General features: G+C 48.2%; 18 protein-coding genes and 1 tRNA gene. 16 read left to right on the plus strand and 3 right to left on the minus strand.

From position 1 onward, the window contains the following. From PKX57_RS03380 to PKX57_RS03390, 3 genes are all read right to left on the minus strand, one after another. The coding region (locus PKX57_RS03380) for a hypothetical protein (protein WP_472416013.1) at positions 1-2,282 on the minus strand (2,282 nt) is incomplete at its 3' end. Between the two features lie 19 nt (positions 2,283-2,301). Further along, positions 2,302-2,907, minus strand: coding sequence for a uridine kinase (gene udk, locus PKX57_RS03385; protein WP_213920091.1), 606 nt, complete (start codon positions 2,905-2,907; stop codon positions 2,302-2,304). Further along, positions 2,907-3,557 carry a redox-sensing transcriptional repressor Rex gene (locus tag PKX57_RS03390; RefSeq protein ID WP_213920090.1) on the minus strand — a complete coding sequence of 217 codons (651 nt, stop codon included), beginning with the start codon at positions 3,555-3,557 and terminating at the stop codon, positions 2,907-2,909. The genes udk and PKX57_RS03390 overlap by 1 nt, the downstream gene beginning before the upstream one ends. A 158-nt stretch (positions 3,558-3,715) precedes the next feature. On the opposite strand from PKX57_RS03390, the gene PKX57_RS03395 reads away from it, so the two are divergent. The 16 genes from PKX57_RS03395 (at position 3,716) to PKX57_RS03470 (ending at position 18,622) form a co-directional block, all read left to right on the plus strand. After that, positions 3,716-4,051: a hypothetical protein gene (locus PKX57_RS03395; protein WP_169699357.1), complete on the plus strand. Its 336-nt coding sequence runs from the start codon at positions 3,716-3,718 to the stop codon at positions 4,049-4,051. Beyond that, positions 4,052-4,588, plus strand: a complete 537-nt coding sequence (locus PKX57_RS03400) for a DUF4416 family protein (protein ID WP_169699356.1) — start codon at positions 4,052-4,054, stop codon at positions 4,586-4,588. Continuing rightward, the gene (gene rimO, locus PKX57_RS03405) at positions 4,585-5,886 is read left to right on the plus strand and encodes a 30S ribosomal protein S12 methylthiotransferase RimO (protein ID WP_472416015.1); all 1,302 of its coding nucleotides are present in this window, start codon (positions 4,585-4,587) and stop codon (positions 5,884-5,886) included. The genes PKX57_RS03400 and rimO overlap by 4 nt, the downstream gene beginning before the upstream one ends. Continuing rightward, positions 5,873-6,415 (plus strand): CDP-diacylglycerol--glycerol-3-phosphate 3-phosphatidyltransferase, encoded by a 543-nt coding sequence (gene pgsA / locus PKX57_RS03410; RefSeq protein WP_214050128.1) that lies wholly within the window; start codon positions 5,873-5,875, stop codon positions 6,413-6,415. The genes rimO and pgsA overlap by 14 nt, the downstream gene beginning before the upstream one ends. A gap of 1 nt (position 6,416) precedes the next feature. Then, a complete protein-coding gene (gene thpR, locus PKX57_RS03415; RefSeq protein WP_213920085.1) occupies positions 6,417-6,989 on the plus strand; it encodes an RNA 2',3'-cyclic phosphodiesterase in 573 nt (190 codons plus the stop codon). Continuing rightward, complete coding sequence (recA, locus tag PKX57_RS03420) at positions 6,973-8,016, plus strand: recombinase RecA (protein ID WP_213920084.1); 1,044 nt, start codon at positions 6,973-6,975, stop codon at positions 8,014-8,016. The genes thpR and recA overlap by 17 nt, the downstream gene beginning before the upstream one ends. Beyond that, a complete protein-coding gene (locus tag PKX57_RS03425) occupies positions 8,013-8,441 on the plus strand; it encodes a regulatory protein RecX (RefSeq protein ID WP_472416017.1) in 429 nt (142 codons plus the stop codon). The genes recA and PKX57_RS03425 overlap by 4 nt, the downstream gene beginning before the upstream one ends. Positions 8,442-8,495: 54 nt before the next feature. Continuing rightward, entirely contained in the window at positions 8,496-10,034 is a 1,539-nt protein-coding gene (gene rny, locus PKX57_RS03430; RefSeq protein WP_472416019.1) for a ribonuclease Y, read from the plus strand. Between the two features lie 45 nt (positions 10,035-10,079). Continuing rightward, positions 10,080-10,155, plus strand: a tRNA-Thr gene (locus PKX57_RS03435). A gap of 45 nt (positions 10,156-10,200) precedes the next feature. Beyond that, positions 10,201-11,580, plus strand: a complete 1,380-nt coding sequence (gene tilS / locus PKX57_RS03440) for a tRNA lysidine(34) synthetase TilS (protein WP_472416021.1) — start codon at positions 10,201-10,203, stop codon at positions 11,578-11,580. A gap of 4 nt (positions 11,581-11,584) precedes the next feature. Next, entirely contained in the window at positions 11,585-13,510 is a 1,926-nt protein-coding gene (ftsH, locus tag PKX57_RS03445; RefSeq protein ID WP_213920081.1) for an ATP-dependent zinc metalloprotease FtsH, read from the plus strand. Continuing rightward, positions 13,503-13,907: a thioesterase, FlK family gene (locus tag PKX57_RS03450; RefSeq protein ID WP_213920080.1), complete on the plus strand. Its 405-nt coding sequence runs from the start codon at positions 13,503-13,505 to the stop codon at positions 13,905-13,907. The genes ftsH and PKX57_RS03450 overlap by 8 nt, the downstream gene beginning before the upstream one ends. Further along, positions 13,900-15,381, plus strand: coding sequence for a B12-binding domain-containing radical SAM protein (locus PKX57_RS03455; RefSeq protein WP_472411392.1), 1,482 nt, complete (start codon positions 13,900-13,902; stop codon positions 15,379-15,381). Before PKX57_RS03450 ends, PKX57_RS03455 begins: the two co-directional genes overlap by 8 nt. Then, positions 15,353-16,072, plus strand: coding sequence for a response regulator transcription factor (locus PKX57_RS03460; protein ID WP_169699345.1), 720 nt, complete (start codon positions 15,353-15,355; stop codon positions 16,070-16,072). The genes PKX57_RS03455 and PKX57_RS03460 overlap by 29 nt, the downstream gene beginning before the upstream one ends. Positions 16,073-16,190: 118 nt before the next feature. Further along, positions 16,191-17,324 carry an ATP-binding protein gene (locus tag PKX57_RS03465; protein WP_213920078.1) on the plus strand — a complete coding sequence of 378 codons (1,134 nt, stop codon included), beginning with the start codon at positions 16,191-16,193 and terminating at the stop codon, positions 17,322-17,324. Beyond that, positions 17,321-18,622: a thymidine phosphorylase gene (locus PKX57_RS03470; RefSeq protein ID WP_472416023.1), complete on the plus strand. Its 1,302-nt coding sequence runs from the start codon at positions 17,321-17,323 to the stop codon at positions 18,620-18,622. Before PKX57_RS03465 ends, PKX57_RS03470 begins: the two co-directional genes overlap by 4 nt.

Below are 18,622 nucleotides of genomic sequence, written 5' to 3' on the forward strand. Positions count from 1 at the left end.
CATAGAACTGATAGAACAATTATACCTGCAAAAACAATCAAAAACAAAGCGTTTACGGACGGATCAACAGTTATGTTGAGAACTGGGGAGCCACCTTGAACGAATAGAGTTAGCTCTTTGATTCCGGCAAGAGATATCACGAAATAAACACTCACAACGACGATATTGATCAGTGAGATCAACGGTTTCTTAACTACAAAAACGACAGCCGAGAGCAGGAAGAGACCCAGTGCCAGTGCAACGAATTTTGGAACCCTGAAGACTCTCACAACGGCCGGAAGAGCCTCTCTTTCCAAATCGTCGGACACCTCAGCGAGATAGTCGTCCATAACTACGTTCAGCTCGGGTTTGGACTTGAGCGAGGTTTCGACGAATTCAGTGAAGTCTGCCCTCAGTGTTTCTCCCGAATATCTAATTATCCTCTCGGAAGAAGATACGAAACTCTTAAGCAAAGACTCGTAAGTTCTGGCGTTTCTTTCGCTGTCTCTTATGAAACTGTTCAGGTCTTTCGACAATCCACGGAGTTCATCGGCGTAGGCTTGCTGGTTTTCGATAGACATGTACTCTGAAAAAGCCGGTGCGGTTACTCTTAGTCTTCCGTTGCCGTCAACGGTGTATGATAGACCAGCGTTGTTGGAAAATGCGTTCATCTCGTTGGGCACGATGACTCTCAAAACTCTCTTGAAGCTGTTCAATTCGCTGGAGACGACCGAACTTAGATCCCTTATTTCGAGGCTTATCAGAGACTCGGGTGCGAGGAAGAGATCCCTCTTGAGAGTTGAATAATAGATCGAATCGTAGAAACCTTCGAAACTGTCCATCGAGATCTCCGGTACATCGTTGTAAAGCTTCAAAAACGGAAAGATCGCGATCGTCGCCAGTAGTAGAAGCTTTATCACTAGCAGCGACTTTTTTCCGCCCTTCTTGAAAATCGAGAAGACGGCCATTATCAGAATGAAGGCGAAGACCGGTAGCACTATTATCGAGTACAGCGAGAGATCGAAGAGGTTCCTCGTCACGTCGGTCAGGAAAAGCATATAGAATATCTCGAAGGTAATGACGATCCCTAGCCAGTATTTTCTGAGCGCCGGAAGAAGGAAAAAGGCTATCAAAGCTAGAATTATATAACCTACAAATCTTAACCACCAGAGATTTACGCCCTTTTCGCTCACGGAGACGATCTCTCTGGATAACGAATTCCGCAACTGCCCCAGGATGCCGGCCTGAACGGGGATTATCTTTTTCACTTCGTCGCCAATGTCCCTCTCTATTAGACCTACCGGGGTGAACTGTCTGATGGAAAGTACCTGCGAAGCCATCTGTAGCTTCTCGATGGACTTCAGACGCGAATCCAGATTGTTGTTGAGGATCTCAACCACTCTTTCGTAATCTGGATTATCCAGAGGTAAACTCAAATTGAACCCTTTGATAGAAAGCGTTTTAACACTTATTTCGGCCGGATAGTGAGGAACTTCCTCGACCAGCCCGAGCGATCTGTACAACCAGAGCTGGAATAGGTCTCTCGCAGCGTTCATCAGATTGGAATCCATGAGGGGAGCCACATCCAGCGTCGCCTGAACGGCGAATCTCTTCACTTCCTCTTCTACCAGCGATGAAATGTCGTACTCGCGCTTGCCAATAGTATCGATACTCGAATTGAGAAGATTGTAAATCTGATTGCTGGACAGAGAGAGTATCTCTCTTTCGGATTTCTCGTCGGCGTCTGCTTTTAGAGAGTACTGAGCAAAAGTATCGGTCTTTTTCAGCTCGCCCGGAAAGACCGATGGTTCATCTTTGACCAGGCCCAGCGCGTAAGCCATCCATTCTTTGTAGACAGCTTCGGCCATACTCCTGACCTGACTGGTGAAGGAGTTGAATGTCGAAAGGTAGGCGGGCATCTCGTTCAGAGTTCCAACCTGGAAAGCCTTGCCGGAGAAATCCGAGAGCACCCATGCGAGAAAGGCACTGTAGGCTATCCTGTCGTCGTTGCTCGAAAAGTCCTCGGCCGGAAGCGATTCAAGATGCCTTGAAAGAAGATCGGCTATGGTGGTCGCACTTTCCTTCTTCTCGATACTACCGACCGTTTGAAGTTTGTACAACCTGTAAACGGAGAGATAGTTCAGATCCTCTTCCAGCTTTTTTATCTTTTGGAGTTCCGGAGCTTCTCTCTGATAATCGTTCATATAGCTCTTGAATCTATCCAGTACCTCTTCCTGGCTGAAAGAAAAGGAGAGTACAGAAACGGCTAGTAAAAGAACGACCGTGAGAAATCTCTTTGGCACTTCACACCTCCAGCCCCGATCACTTTTTTAGCATGTTCTCTATGGCATTGATAATGACGTTGAGCCCTGTTGTGTTGGCAGCGCCGTCAGGTAAAACTATATCACAAAAATACTTCTGGGGTTCTATGAAACTCTCGAACGACGGAGAGACGAACTTCCTGTACTGAGTGATTATACTCTCGAGTGAACGACCACGCTCCCTGGTATCTCTCTCTATTCTCCTGATCAGCCTCTCATCGGCCGGTGCATCGATGTAAATCGAGAAATCGAACAGTTCTCTCATCTCTTTCCTGAACATCACCAGCAATCCCTCGACCAGCACGAGCGGTCTGGGTTCGAATGTTCTCCATATCCCGTCCTCTCGTCTGTATGTCACCATACTATAGACAGGCACTTTCACAGTACCGTTCTCCTTTATAGTTCTGAGGTGCGACTCGAAGAGCTCGAAGTCAAAGGCTTTGGGCGAATCGAAATTGAACTCCCTTGGATCGGTCCCCGGTTCCAGGTTTTTGTAGTAATCATCCATGGAAAGTACGGCGGCCCGGTCGTTGAAATGGTTGTATATAACGTTCGTGACCGAGGTCTTCCCGGCACCGCTTCCGCCGATTATAGAGACCAGAACCATTACTCCCTCCTCCTCCTGCCAGAGTGAAGACTTATGCTGAAGGCCAGAGATCGGAAGGAAACGGAAATATCTATTTCTTCTACGTTCACACTATCGGGCAGATTCAACCTTACCGGAGCGAAGTTCACTATTCCCTGTACTCCCGCATCAACCAGCGCATCGGCCGTTTCCTGAGCCACCTCGGCCGGTACCGTGATCACTCCCATATTTATCGCTCTCTCTTTCACGACACTCTTCAGGACCGAAATGGGCTCGATCGAGAGATCGTTCGGAATGGGAATCCCAATCTTGTTGGGGTTGTTGTCCAAGAGAGCCCTAATGAAAAAGCCCGACCTGCCCAGTCCCGGATATGTGGCCAGGGCCATTCCTAAATTTCCCATACCTACTATGCACACGTTCCATACCTTTCTCATTCCCAGAATATCGCTGACACTGTCTAGCAACTGCTGGGTGTTGTAGCCGACTCCGCGTCTTCCGAACTCGCCAAAATACGATAGGTCTTTACGAACCTGGCTGGCCTTTATGCCGAGTTGATCGGCGATATCTTTGGACGACACACTCGCCTTACCAGAAAAGAGCATATTTTCAAGACATCTGTGATACACGGCCAGTCTCTTTATGGTTGGTTTCGGAATTTTCTGGTTATCCAATCCGATCAACCCCCTGAAAATCACAGAGATTCCATTTGTGAAAATTATATCACGTGTGGATTCTCTACGGCCCCAGTGTTGGGCTCTCAGATTGTAGTGCTTTCCCATGCTATAATTGCTGTAGTCCTTTACCTGGAGAATGGTGGGAGTTCTATTTTATGGCAAAGAGGGGCAATTTCAATGATCAGATGATAATCATTTTGTTGTTGGTCATTTCGCTTTTTCTTTTTGTCGAATCACTTTTTCTCTATCGTTTCGTAAAAGACAAGATGGCCGTCGAATACGAAATAGAGTTCCAATCGTTATCGGCCGGGTTGAGAATATTGATCGGAGACGAAGGCTACAGATTGGTGGCCGGAGAAAGCCTCATCATAAAGGTTCGTCGCAATGAGAGAGTAGTTGTAAGGCAAGAGACCCTGGGAAGATATACAATTAAAAGTGGTGAAAAGGTGGTCAGCGTGACAATTCCACAAGTGGAAGTGAGTGTAAGATAAATGGGAGATCTCAGAAGAACTGAACTGGTGAATCTGGTTACGTTTATTTTTGGCTCTTATATAGATTACAGACTCCAAGAAGTACAACCTATTCTTGAAAGAAGTTTCGGACCGGTCGATTACATCTCAAAAACTCTCGATTTCGATCGATTCACCTCTTTCTATAACGACGAGATGGGGTACAAGCTCTCGGGAAAATTACTGTCTTTCAAGAGATTGATACATCCACAGCAGCTTTCATTGATAAAACACATCACCAACACCATCGAGATAGACCTGTCGGTTGATGGCAAGAGAAAGGTCAATGTCGATCCCGGTTATGTACATCACGCTCAGTTCGTCCTGGCATCTACCAAGCATTGGGCCAATCGCATCTACATAGGCGACGGAATGTATGCAGAGATTACCCTGGTGTTCATAAACGGTCAATTTACCCCGCTGCCCTATACTTACCCAAATTACAGGGATCGCGAGTACGTGGAAGAACTCATGAAGATTCGTGAGCAGTACTTGCAGAAGAGAAAGGAAAGGTTATGAACCTCGGAGTACTCACTCTGGGCTGTCCCAAGAACCTGGCCGACATGGACAACTTTGCGGGAATCATGAAGAGCCAGGGTCACACGATAGTCGATGAAATCGACGAGACAGATCTGATAATTATAGACACTTGTGGTTTCATCGAAGAGGCGAAGAAAGAGAGCATCGACGAGATATTCAAGGCCATTTCGGCCAGAAAAGGGAAGCCCGGGCTTAAAATCATCGCCGTAGGCTGTCTGGTTCAGAGGTATTTCGACGAAATGAAGTCGGATATTCCAGAGCTCGATGGATTGATAGGTGTCACGAGTCCACTGACTCTGGCCAGACTCATAGAGAGGGGTGAACTCTTTTATTTTCAAGAGCCGGAAGGAGTCTATGGCTACTTCAACCGCCGGGCAACAGGTTACAGCGCCTATGTGAAGATAGGCGACGGCTGTAATAGAAACTGTGCCTTTTGTTCGATACCTCTCTTCAAGGGACTCTCTGTAAGCCGTTCTCTGGAGAGCCTAAAAAGCGAAGCACTTTCCCTTGTGAGGAAAGGTGTCAAGGAAATTGTACTTGTATCTCAGGATAATACCCAGTACGGCAGGGATCTCGACGGCGATCTGGATCTGGGTCGTCTGTTGAGGGAACTCAACGATCTGAACGAAGAATTCTGGATAAGGGTTATGTATCTCCACCCCGACCACGTCGATCTTCCTCTGATCGATACCATGCTCGAGTTACCTAAGGTTGTGGATTACTTTGATATGCCAGTCCAGAGCGGCTCGGACAGAATCTTGAAAGCGATGGGCAGGACCAGGAATAGTTCGGAGCTCGGTTCGATCTTCAATTTTATAAGAGACAAGGCTCCTCACAGCGTATTGAGAACAACTATAATGCTGGGTTTTCCCGGAGAGACGGAAGAGACTTTCAGAGAAACCATGAACTTCGTGAAAAGCGTCGAGTTCGACAGACTTGGAGGATTCGTCTATTCGAGTGAAGAGGGAACAGATTCTTTCAACAAGAGAAGAACGACCACCACCGTCCGCGCGAAGGAGATGCTCGAACTTCTCCTACAGGAACAGGACGGTATATCGGCTGCAAGGTTGAGTCAGTACAGAGGTAAGGTGTTGAAGGTTCTGGTCGAAGAGGCGGGACAGAGCTACAGCATTGGCAGAGCCTTCAACAGTGCCCCGGAAATAGACGGCGTGGTCGTGCTTAAAGGTCACGTCGAAGAGGGACTTTTCACTAACGTTAGAATCACAGATACTTTTGAACACGATATGGAAGGTGTTGTTCTTGATGAACTTGCCTAATCTATTGACCTTGAGCAGGATAGTACTCACCGTTCCGGCCCTCTTTTTTTTGACGGCCGGGAATGGAACGGTTCTATACTTTCTGTCGGCCGTGGTCTTCGTCGTCGCGGCATTGACGGACTTCTTCGACGGAAGAATAGCCCGAAAGCGCGGTCTGGTAACCGATCTGGGAAAGTTTCTCGATCAGCTTTCCGACAAGATACTGGTGACATCGATCTTCCTGGGCTTTTTGACTTTGTCGAAGATTAGCGTCTGGTTTCTCTTCGTGATGATCTTCAGAGATACCATGGTATCGGGAATCAGGATGATGGCCTCCAATCGGGGGAGAGTGATCGCGGCCGATCTTTTCGGCAAGGCCAAGACGGTATCTCAAATGGTCTTCATTGGAATCCTTTATTTGAATGTAATATGGGGTCTTTTTGGTCCACCGCTGATAGTTGTCATAGAGTTGTTGGTTGCGGCACTCACACTCGCGAGCGGCTTCAATTACCTCAGAAAGAATTTGCAGATTTTCAAAGGGGGTAGTTGAGTTGCGCTCATTCATCGCTATAGACACAGGGCAGCAGGTTCAGACGATGGTTGAATCGGTGGTCGAAAAACTCAAGAGAATGGGCTTCAGAGCCTCGTGGGTGCCGGGGGGCAACTCGCACGTCACTATCTCATTCCTGGACAACGTGGAGGTTCAAAGGCTGGAGCTACTGGCTACGATGCTTTCCAAAAGGCTTCGGGGCTTTCCCGCTTTCACTCTCGAGACCGGAAAGCTCGGTTACTTCAAGCATAAAGAACTGCCTAAAGTTGTATGGATCGGTATAGAAAGGAATCAGACACTTTCAAACCTCTACAGAGAAGTCCGATCTGTCCTGGAATCGATGAATTTTCCCGTCGAGGACAATTTCAGGCCTCATCTTACGGTAGGGAGGATGAAGTTCAGCCCGCCCCTTTGGCGTAAGTTTCTCGAAACCATCGAAACAGAGAAGATAGTATTTCAGGTCAACGAAGTGAGCGTGTTCGAGTCTATTCTCTCCAGAGAGGGAGCGAAGTACAGGGAAGTCTTCACGTGCAGTTTTGAAGGAGGACTGATTAAGCATGATTTCGAAGGATAAGAAGAACGCACTTGAAAGAGCAATAAAGGACATCGAAAAGCAGTTCGGAAAAGGTTCGGTTATGTTGATGGGTGAAAGAGAGGATCAGAACATCGAAGTCATCTCCACCGGTTCGCTGGCTCTGGATATCGCCCTCACCGTCGGTGGTTACCCGAGGGGGAGAGTCGTCGAAATTTACGGTGCCGAATCCAGCGGCAAGACAACGATCGCACTTCATGCGATTGCCGAGGTACAGAAGCGCGGCGGCATAGCGGCTTTCATAGATGCCGAACATGCGCTCGATATCAATTACGCAAAGAATCTGGGAGTTGATGTCGATAATCTTCTGGTTTCACAGCCCGATTACGGTGAGCAGGCACTCGATATAGTAGATGGACTCATCAGATCCAACGCCGTAGATCTTATAGTGGTTGACTCCGTGGCGGCCCTCGTACCGCGTACCGAGATAGAAGGAGCCATGGGCGAACTGCAGGTCGGCCTCCAGGCCAGACTTATGTCGCAGGCTCTGAGAAAGATCTCCGGCAATGTGAACAGATCCAAATGCATAGTTGTCTTCATCAACCAGACAAGAATGAAGATCGGTGTCGTTTACGGAAATCCTGAAACCACAACCGGAGGAGTAGCACTGAAGTTCTACTCTTCGGTAAGACTAGAGGTAAGAAAGGGAAGCGCTATCAGAGAAGGAACCAACGTACTTGGAAATGAAACAACCATCAAGGTCGTGAAGAATAAAGTGGCCCCACCGTTCAGAGAAGCCAAAGTCGATATCATCTACGGACAGGGTATTGAGCATGCCAACGAGCTGTTCAACCTGGCCGCCGACGCAAACATAATAGAGAGAAAAGGCGCCTGGTACAACTATATAACCCCCGATAACGCGGAAGTCAGCATCGGACAGGGGAAGGCCAACGGAGTGGAGTATCTTAAAAACAACCCCGAAGTTATGTTCGAAATCGAGAACAGACTCAGGACCACAAACAATCTGCCCCTGCTGGAAAGGCAAAAAGAGGAAAAGGAAGAAGAATGAAGTCCGATCCGGTCGGCGATGCGTTGAGATACCTGAAATTCAGGCTTAGATCGGCCAGAGAAGTTCAGGAATATCTCTCTCGAAGACAATATGAGCAGGATGAAATCGCCGAAACCATGAATAAACTCGAGGAGCAGGGTCTGATAAACGATGAGCGATTTGCGGGCATTTATATAAGCGATGGTCTCAACGTGCACTACAAAGGTCCGTTCAGACTTAAGATGGAACTTTTAGAGCTGGGTGTGGCCGAGGAAACGATAGAGGCGGCCATGAACAGAGAAATGAAAGAATGCGACCTGAAGGAGATAATCAAGAGAGCCATTGGAAACGCGAGGGCAGAGGATGCTGAGAAACTAAAGAGAAAACTCTTCAGAAAAGGTTTCTCGATCGGGAGCATCGACGAAGTATTGAGAGAGATATTGTGAAAGGAGGGAGCTGGTATCCTCGAGTAATTACAGCAAAGGGCCAGCGACGCGTGGATGATTTTAGTAATAGTTGGAATAATGGTCGGTCTGGCAGCCGGATTTGCCCTGGCCTATTATATATTGATTCCTCGGGCCGTCAAAAAAGTAAAAGATGATTTGCAAAATCAGCTTAAAGCGGCTAAACAAGACTCGGAATCGATACTAAAAAGGGCAAACGAAGAGGCCGAACACCTCAAAAAGAAAGCCTTGATCGAGGGCAGAGAAGAATTACATAAACTGAGGGAAGAGCAAGAAAAAGAGTTCAAGAGAGACAGAGAAGAACTCAAACAATGGGAAGAAAGGATCTCGAGAAGAGAGGACAACATCGATAAGAAAGAAGAGACTATCGAAAAGGCGAGACAACAGGTGGAGAACGAAAGAATAGCGGTGGAGACCATGAAAGAAGAGGCTGAAAAGAAGCTATTCCACCTTTCCGAACTCACCATGGAAGAGGCCAGGGATATTGTCCTCAAGAGGGCCGAGGAGATCTACGAGCACGATCTGGCACAGAAACTTAAGCAGCTTAAGGACCAATACGACGAAGAGGGAAGTCGTTACGCAAAATGGGTCATCGTTAATTCTATACAGAGGTATGCGGCCGATTACACCGGTGATGTGACCGTAAGCACTGTGAGCCTGCCGTCCGACGAGATGAAGGGAAGGATAATAGGTAGAGAGGGAAGAAACATAAGGGCCTTCGAGAAACTCACCGGATCGGACCTGGTGATCGACGACACGCCCGAAGTGGTTGTTGTCTCATGCTTCAATCCCCTAAGGAGGGCCATAGCGAAAATGACCCTGGATAAACTGGTTGAAGACGGCAGAATTCATCCGGCCCGCATCGAAGAGATGTACGAAAAATCGAAGAAGGAAATCTACAACGAAATAAAGGAAGCCGGCCAGGAAGCGCTTATGAAGGTCGGGATACCTTCCATGCATCCCGAACTGGTCAAGCTTCTCGGACGGCTGAAGTTCAGAACCAGTTACGGTCAGAACGTCCTGCAACACTCCATAGAGGTCGCACATTTGGCCGCCCTCATGGCTTCAGAGCTGGGGCTCAACGTTGACAAGGTCAAGCGCGGAGCCATACTCCACGATATAGGAAAGGCCGTAGATCATGAAATTGAAGGATCGCACTCGATCATCGGAGGAGAGATAGCCAAGAGATTCGGAGAGAAGACCCAGGTGGTGAACATGATTCAGTACCACCACGGTGAGACCGAAGCCATGACACCCGAGGCCGTTCTAGTGGCGGCGGCTGATGCCGTTTCCGCATCCAGACCCGGTGCCAGGAGAGAATCGCTTGATATGTACATAAAGAGACTGGAAAGTCTGGAAAATATAGCCACGAGCTTCAAACATATCGAAAAGGCTTACGCCATACAGGCTGGCAGGGAGATACGGGTCATCGTCGAGCCGGAGAAGGTCGACGACATACTGGCCGAAAAGCTTGCGATGGACATAGCCAAAAAGATCGAGGAAGAACTGGAATACCCGGGAGTCATAAAGGTAACTGTTATCAGGGAACGCAGGAGCGTTTCCTACGCATCGTGAACTCGTTGACATAGACTGTCGGGTGATATAAAATTGATTCCAGGTGCCAACGTAGCTCAATCGGCAGAGCGGCTCATTCGTAATGAGCAGGTTGGGGGTTCAATTCCCTTCGTTGGCTCCAGATGCGCCCTTAATGGGCGCATTGTTATAGATGGTGGTGTAAAAGATGCATGTACTTGAAGAGGAAACACTCGGTTTCATCGGACGTTGGAGTCTGTTGAAACCCGCCCAGAGGGTTCTTGTAGCCGTTTCTGGCGGAAAAGATTCCATGGCTCTTTTGAACATATTGTGGAACTTGAAGCCCCTCCTTTCGATCGAGCTGGTAGTGGCCAACATGGACCACGGTCTTCGTGAAAAAGGGCCGATGGAAGAAGCCGAGATGATAAGGCAGGTCTGCATCGAAAAGGGAATCGCTTTTTTTCACGAGAGAAGAGATGTGAAGGATTACATGGCGAAGACCCCTGGCCTCTCAGTCGAAGAAGCTGCAAGAAAAGTCAGATACGATTTTCTGAGAGAAGTTAAAAACGCACAATCATGTGACGTCATCGCCGTGGCTCACAACCGCGATGACCTGATCGAAACCATGTTACTTCGAATGGCACGGGGAACGGGATTGAAGGGAGTTGTTGGTCTAAGACCGTCGAATGGTGATATAGTAAGACCATTACTGTTCTGTGATATGCAACGTATCATGGATTATGTTACAATTAACATGGTTACATTTATGGAAGACGAGACAAATCTGGATACCAGCTTTGACAGAAACTCTGTACGTCTCAAGATAGTGCCGGAGTTCAAGAGGCTTAACCCGTCTTTCAACGAAGCGATGTGGCGTTTTTTTGAAAATCTTTACGACGGCTACTCGATAGTCGAAAGAGATGTTAAAGAGGCACTGTCGTCGTTCAAAGCGATAGACGGAATCCTCTTCGTTGAGAGTGTAATTTTGAAAGGTGTTTACAGAGCATTGCTCTTTGAGACTGTGAGAGAGATCGTCTCGAGGATGAGCTCAGACGGTTATCCGCCTTCTAGAGAGAGGGTCGAGGCCTTTTACGATCTTCTTATGAGCGATAGAAACGGCTGGACTGTCGAATTCAGAGAAGACCTCAAAAGCTCCAGGCTGGGAGATTACGTGTTCTTTTACAAGAAGGGTCTGGTTTTTGAAACTCTTGAGGCGGTAGAGGTGTTTTCTTTGCCCTTTGAATTCTCTCATGGAGTCTGGAGGTTGAGAATCAGAGAAGGGGGAAAGCCTTTTGACAGGCTGGATGGGCGGTTTTTAAGCGTGTGCGGTATCGGAAGAATGGCCCTTCCATTGAAACTAAGGCCGGTCGATAAAAAAGATTCTATCGTTCCTTTCGGGATGAGCCGTACCAGGAGAGTTGAACGAATAGTCGCGGAGAAAGGTATGAAGGGTTTTTGGAGCAAATTGATGGTTTTGGAAAATGCAAAAGGCGAGATTCTCTGGGTTCCCGGTGTTGTTACCAGTGAACTTTGCAGAGCAGACCCTTCATATACCGAATTAGCAGTTTTTAGCCTTGAAAGGAGGTAATTCAGTGGAACAAAGGCCCAGGCTCGGGATGATCCTTTTTTATGTTGTTTTGGGCATATTCTTGCTTGTTGCTCTTCGGGGTCTGTACCCGTCAGAGACCAGCGTTGAAGTCCCCTATACCAAGTTTCTGGATGATTTCAATAACATAATAGATATAGTTATCTATGACAATGGAAAAGTTGTGTACGTTACAGGGGACAACCCCAGACGTTCTCTCGAAACCTACTTCCCCTCTCAAACATTGATCACTCAAACCTTCCAGGATCAGATAGATCAGCTCGCCGGAAGGGGTGTGAACATAACTTTCGAAAGGGGAGGCGATTCGCTCTTCTGGGTGAATCTTCTGGGAACTATAATCCCTCTGGCAATAATAGTCTTCATATGGTTCTTCGCCATGAGGTCGCTTTCTGGGAGAAACTCTCAGGCCTTCACTTTCACAAAGAGCCCGGCCAAGAAGTACACTAGCAGCGATAAGAGGGTGACCTTCAAGGATGTTGCCGGTGTTGACGAAGCTCAGCAGGAACTGGCCGATGTGGTTAGCTTCCTGAAAGATCCCGGTATATTTACGGACACGGGTGCCAGAATGCCCAAAGGAATCCTTCTGGTCGGACCTCCCGGAACGGGAAAGACTCTTCTGGCAAGATCGGTCGCCGGAGAAGCCGGGGTTCCTTTCTTCTTCATAAGTGGCTCGGATTTCGTAGAGCTTTTCGTCGGTGTCGGTGCAGCCAGAGTCAGGGATCTCTTCGCGCAGGCAAAGGTATCTGCTCCGGCCATCGTTTTTATAGACGAAATCGATGCCGTGGGCAGGCACAGGGGGGCCGGCCTGGGAGGCGGTCACGATGAACGTGAACAGACTCTCAACCAGATACTGGTAGAAATGGACGGCTTCGACGCCAAGACCGGAGTAATAGTGATCGCCGCTACGAACAGACCGGATATCCTCGATAAAGCTCTTTTAAGACCGGGAAGATTCGATAAAAAAATCTCCGTCGATCCACCAGATCTCAATGGCAGAGCGGCTATTCTGAAGATACACATGCGCGGTAAACCGATCGACCCCGATGTAGATGTGCAGCTTCTGGCAAGAAGAACCCCCGGCTTCGTTGGTGCCGATCTGGAAAACCTGATAAACGAAGCGGCCATTCTCTCTGCCAGAAAGAAGAAAAAGATGATCGGCATGTTCGAGCTGGAAGAGGCTATCGACAGAGTCCTGGCCGGCCCGGCGAAAAAATCCAGGATAATCAGCGATAAGGAGAAGAAAATCCTCGCCTACCATGAACTGGGACACGCGGTGGTAGGCCTTGTTTTGCCGAACGCCTTCCCCGTTCACAAAGTAACGATCATACCACGCGGCACTTCGACATTGGGCTTCACCGAGAGCCTTCCGCTAGAGGATCGCTACCTGATAACCAAATCTGAGCTTCTGGACAACATGGCCCAGGCTCTCGGTGGAAGGGCCGCCGAAGACCTGGTCTTCGGTGAAATAACCACAGGAGCTTCCAGCGATCTCGAAAGGGCAAGCGCCATGGCCAGGAGCATGGTGACGCAGTTCGGCATGAGCGAGAGACTGGGACCGATAGCCTGGGGCAAGGAAGAAGAAGAGGTATTCCTCGGCAGAGAACTGACAAGGATGAAGAACTACTCCGAGGAGATAGCGAGCGAAATCGATTCCGAAGTGAAGAAGATAGTCCTCACCAGTTACGAAAAGGCCAAGAGGGTACTTTCTGATCAGAGGAAAAAACTCGATGAAGCGGCCGAGTTCCTTCTTCAGAAAGAGACTATTTCGGGAAAAGAACTGGCCGAAATTCTCGGCCTCGACCGCGGCAACTTCTACAAAGACGATTTTGAAGAGGCAAATGTAAATGTCGCCCCCGGTCCAAGAACCGAAGGTGGAAAAATCATGGGAAAGCCGGAGCTGGGAAATGCGTGATCTTGAGAAATTGAGAGCTCTCACGGGAAGGATGTACACCTTTTCTCTCACTCCCGATGATGTTTCGTTGCGCTGGTCGGAAAACTACGATGGCGAAATACTTGGACTGCTCTCTACGAGTGGACTTTTGAAGATAGTCCACGGATGTGGCTATTCTCTCATCAGCGAATTTGAAGTCGATGGTCTGGTGAGTGTAGTGTGCGAGACTTCTCTCAGACATCTGTCGCCAGCTAAGATCTTCGAAGAGATAACTGTGAATATAGATCTAACGGTTTTAGACGGTGTAAACATCAAATTTTCAGGCACGGTCTTTCAAAACGAAGTTTTAAGAGCTTCTTTTGAGTTCGTAAGGAGATTCGTATCTCTCGATTTTCTCAGGAGAAGCGTTAGTGCGTAAACCCAGGGATACGAGAAGCTGGAACGAATACTCGCTGGTGTCGGCTTTTAGATCGAAAGAACGTTTCATAGAAGAGATAGACTTCACCGGTGATGTGCTTGTAGCCCTTATATATCCTAACGATTACAGAGTAGCGAGTTCAAGTTTATCGACGCACGTACTCTTGAAAAGGTTTAACTCGCTGCCTAACGTGAGGGCTGAGCGTTTTTATTACGTTCCAGAATCGAAGAGGTTTTACTCTCTGGACAGTTTAACGCCATTGGACGAGTTCAGGATCTGGGCCTTTTCAGTGCATTTCGAACTCGATATACTAAACGTCTTTGACATCTTGAATAGCTACGGAATACCCCTTAAAAGAGGGGAAAGATTACCTTCCCATCCTGTGATAGTTATGGGCGGGGCAATGACGTATTTCAACGATTCTCTAGTTTCCAGAGTAGCCGACGTGGTCAACAGGGGTGATCTAAGTCGGAACTTTCTAGAAAGATTGGCCGCCCTTAGGCCGTCCATGAACAGAGAGGAAACCGTATCTGTGATGACTTTGGAACCGGAGGCTCCAGAGGTTTTTTACGACGATGAGCTGGGACAGAGCTTGTTTATCACCCCGGAATCGGTTTTCAAAGATCGTTTTCTTATAGAGATCGGTAGAGGCTGCAAAAGAAAATGTAGATTCTGTGTTTCGGGTTATCGCTTTGGTAATGCCAGATTCAGAGATCCAGACGAACTTCTGGATATAATGGATCGCCAGGCTCATATCACGAAAAGATTCGGACTCGTCGCGGCCACGGTAACCGATTATCCATTCATTGACCGTGTACTGGAACGTGCGATCGAACTAGATTACGATCTGTCGGTCTCTTCGTTGAGGCTGGACGCTCTGTCGGAAAACCTTCTGGAAGTTTTGAAGAAAGGTAATCAGAAGATTTTCACCATAGCACCCGAAGGAGGAAGTCAGAGAATCAGAAACCTCTTCGGGAAAGGTATAAACGATAGAGACATAGATACAGCCCTGGAAATGGGCATTAAAAAAGGATTCAAAAATATCAAACTCTATTTCATATACGGGGCTTTCTTCGAAGACGAGTCCGACAGGAGTGGAATAGTGGATATTGTGAAATCGGCCGTAAGTATGGGTTATTCGCAGGTGGTATTGAGTTTGAATCCGCTCGTACCAAAACCGGGCACCCCTTTCGAAGGAATGCCGATGGAGAGCTTACAGTTGCTTAAGAAGATTGAAAGGGATCTAAAAAGCAGGTTAAGAATGCCCGGCGTGAAATCAGATTTTGAAAGCCTTAAGGAATCATCTCTGCAGTACGCACTGGGAAACATCGATGAGGCAGGTTCTGAGAATTTCCTGGAATATCTGAAAGAGGAGAGAAATGCTACCCCTTTCCTCCAGAGATATGTAGAAGAACTGAATTTGAGACGGAAGGAGTGGAAAATGCATGGCAAAGAAGAGTATTCTTGTTATTGATGATGAACCCTCGATTGTGGAACTTCTGACCTTTAACCTGAAGAAGGAAGGTTACGACGTTCTGAAAGCCTACGACGCTGAAGAAGCCTTGAAGATTGCAGAGGACAACGAAACGGACATGTTCATAGTCGATATAATGCTTCCCGGAATGGACGGCTTCGAACTGGTGAGAAATTTGAGAGCTACGGAAAAGTTCAGGCAGACTCCGGTGATCTTCCTCAGCGCGAAGAGCGAAGAGTTCGACAAAGTCCTCGGACTGGAACTTGGTGCCGACGATTACATCACAAAGCCATTCAGCGTCAGAGAGGTTCTGGCTAGAATCAGAGCGGTTTTTAGAAGAATTCAGCAGAGTGCCCAGGCCAAGGAGGAAAGACCCAAGAAGATAATCGCCAGAGAACTCGAGATCGATACCGAGAAGTACGAAGTAAGAGTGAGAAACAGGATGGTAAGCCTTACTCCGCTTGAGTTCGAACTTTTGAGATTTTTGGCCGAGAACGAAGGAAAGGTCTTTAGCCGGGACGTTCTCCTCGACAAACTGTGGGGCTATGACTACTACGGCGATACCAGAACGGTTGATGTACACATAAGAAGGCTCAGAACCAAGATAGAAGAAGATGCTTCGAATCCAAAGTACATAATAACCGTGAGAGGAAAAGGTTACAAGTTCAGAGACCCGGGAAAGGAAGACTGATTCATTGCTCCTTCTCTGTCTACTTTTTACAATTGTAGCTGTTTCTCTCTTTATACTTTTTTTTGTCGAGAAGCAGAAGAACGAACGAGCTGAAGCTGCTAAAAGGCGCTTTGCGGACATGGTGGATGTTCCACAAAGCGCCGAGTTCATTTTAATATACAAAAGAGTTCAACAACTGCTCGCCCAGAGCCGGGAGGCTTACAACCGGCTCAGCGCGAGACAGGAGAATTTGATGACCATCCTGGATAACCTCGGCGAAGCGCTCTTAATAACTTCCGACGACGGGAGGATCGAATATGTGAACAAATCGGCCAGAGATCTCTCCAGCAAAGAACTCCTGGGAAGGAAGATAAGCGAAGGCATAGACAACTATTATATTGGAGATCTGCTCGACGAGGTTATCAGGACTGGCGAAAACCAGGAATCGGAAATAAATATGTACTACCCCAAGAGAGCGATAAAGGAATGCAAGATCATCCGCGTTGCTCTGAAGGAACAGGTGAAGCACTTAATATTGCTGAGAGATATAACCAAAGAGAAAGAACTGGAAGCGATGAGAAGAGACTTTGTGGCCAACGTCTCGCACGAGTTGAGAACGCCGCTTACTTCAATACACGGATACTCCGAGACGCTGGCCGAAGACGATCTCGAGGACAGAGAAACCGTTTACAGATTTCTGAAGATAATCGAGAACGAATCGGCGAGAATGACGAGATTGATAAACGATCTTCTCGATCTGGAAAAACTTGAATCGGGTGATGCGGCCTTCAATTTCGAAGAAGTCGAACTGGTAGAGGTGGCCAATTACGTTCTCAGAATAGTGAAACCGCTTGCCGATGAAAGAGAAGTGCAGCTGAACACCGATCTGGAAGAGGGCATCTTCATAGATGGAGATTTCGACAGACTTGTTCAGTTACTTCTGAACCTGGTGGACAACGCAGTCAAATACACCGCTGCCAAAGAGCACGGCTCGAAAGAAGTCTGGCTGAGAATTTATGCGCAAAACAATTTCGCCCTGATCGAAGTAGAAGACAGCGGTGTCGGGATCCCCGAAGAATCGCTAAAACATATTTTCGAAAGGTTCTACAGAGTCGACAAGGCTCGATCAAGGAAGATGGGTGGAACCGGTCTCGGGCTGGCCATAACTCGCTTCATAGTAGAAAAACACAGAGGTAGCATCCACCTGGAGAGCGAGTATGGAACGGGTACGATTTTCAAGGTAAAACTGCCGTTGAAGAAGGTGTTTGAATGAGAATATACGATATCATCCTGAAAAAGCGCAACGGACTGGAAAACACCCGGTCCGAAATAGAAGAACTGGTAATGGGCTATGTGAAAGGTGCGGTGCCCGACTACCAGATGACAGCCTGGTTAATGGCCGTTTACTTCAATCATCTCTCCCCGGGTGAAAGATCCTACCTGACCCATATAATGCTGAACTCCGGAGAGAGAATAGATCTGTCATCAATCGAGGGGATCAAGGTAGATAAACACTCAACCGGTGGCGTCGGCGACAAGGTTACCCTCGTCGTGGGGCCTGTGGTGGCCTCCTGCGGGCTGGTCTTCGCAAAGCTCTCCGGCAGAGGTCTGGGCCACACCGGGGGTACGATCGATAAACTCGAGTCGATCCCGGGCTTCACAACTTCGCTGGATGCAGATAGATTCAAGAGACAGGCCTCCAGAATCGGAATAGCCATCGCCGGTCAGACTGCCGAAGTCGCGCCTGCCGATAAGAAGATATACGCTCTCAGAGATGTCACGGCAACGGTCGAAGAGATCTCGCTCATAGCCTCGAGCATAATGAGTAAAAAACTTGCCATCGATTCCGATGGAATACTTCTCGACGTCAAGACCGGCAGAGGCGCCTTCATGAAGAACTTCGAAGATGCAAGGGAGCTAGCGCTGGCCATGATCGACATCGGCGAAAGAGGAGGCAAAAAAGTAGGCGCGGTCATAAGCGACATGGACCAGCCACTCGGAAGGATGGTGGGCAATTCTCTGGAGGTCATCGAGGCTATAGAGACGCTGAAGGGCAACGGTCCGGCAGATTTTGAACTGCTGTGCCAGGTGATCTCCGAAAGAATGTTGATAATAGGAGGAAGAGCCGACGAACAGAGCGCGCCCGGTATAGTTAAGGACGCGATCGACTCGGGAAAAGCCCTGGCCAAATTCGACGGGTTCGTGGCTGCTCAAGGAGGTCCGACAGACTTCTCCACCAACTACCGGAAATATCTTTCCCCAGCCGGTATTATCGAAGAGGTGAAGGCCGAATGCGATGGCTTCGTCTCCGGAATCGATGCAGAAGGTGTCGGGCTTGTCTGCATGAGGCTTGGAGCGGGCAGAAAGACTAAAGAGGATGTGATAGATCCGGTCGTAGGGGTGGAATTAGTGAAGAAGATCGGCGACAGAGTAGCCAGAGGTGAAACGCTGGCCATAATACACGGGAACAGTCGGGAACTGGTAGAGTTGGAGAAGAAGGCCCTTACCGAGACCTTTTCTTTTTCCTCTGGCGAGGTAGTGCCTCCTCCGACCGTGCACGAGGTTCTCTGA

It is taken from the genome of Mesotoga sp., assembly GCF_035363035.1.
Lineage (GTDB): Bacteria > Thermotogota > Thermotogae > Petrotogales > Kosmotogaceae > Mesotoga.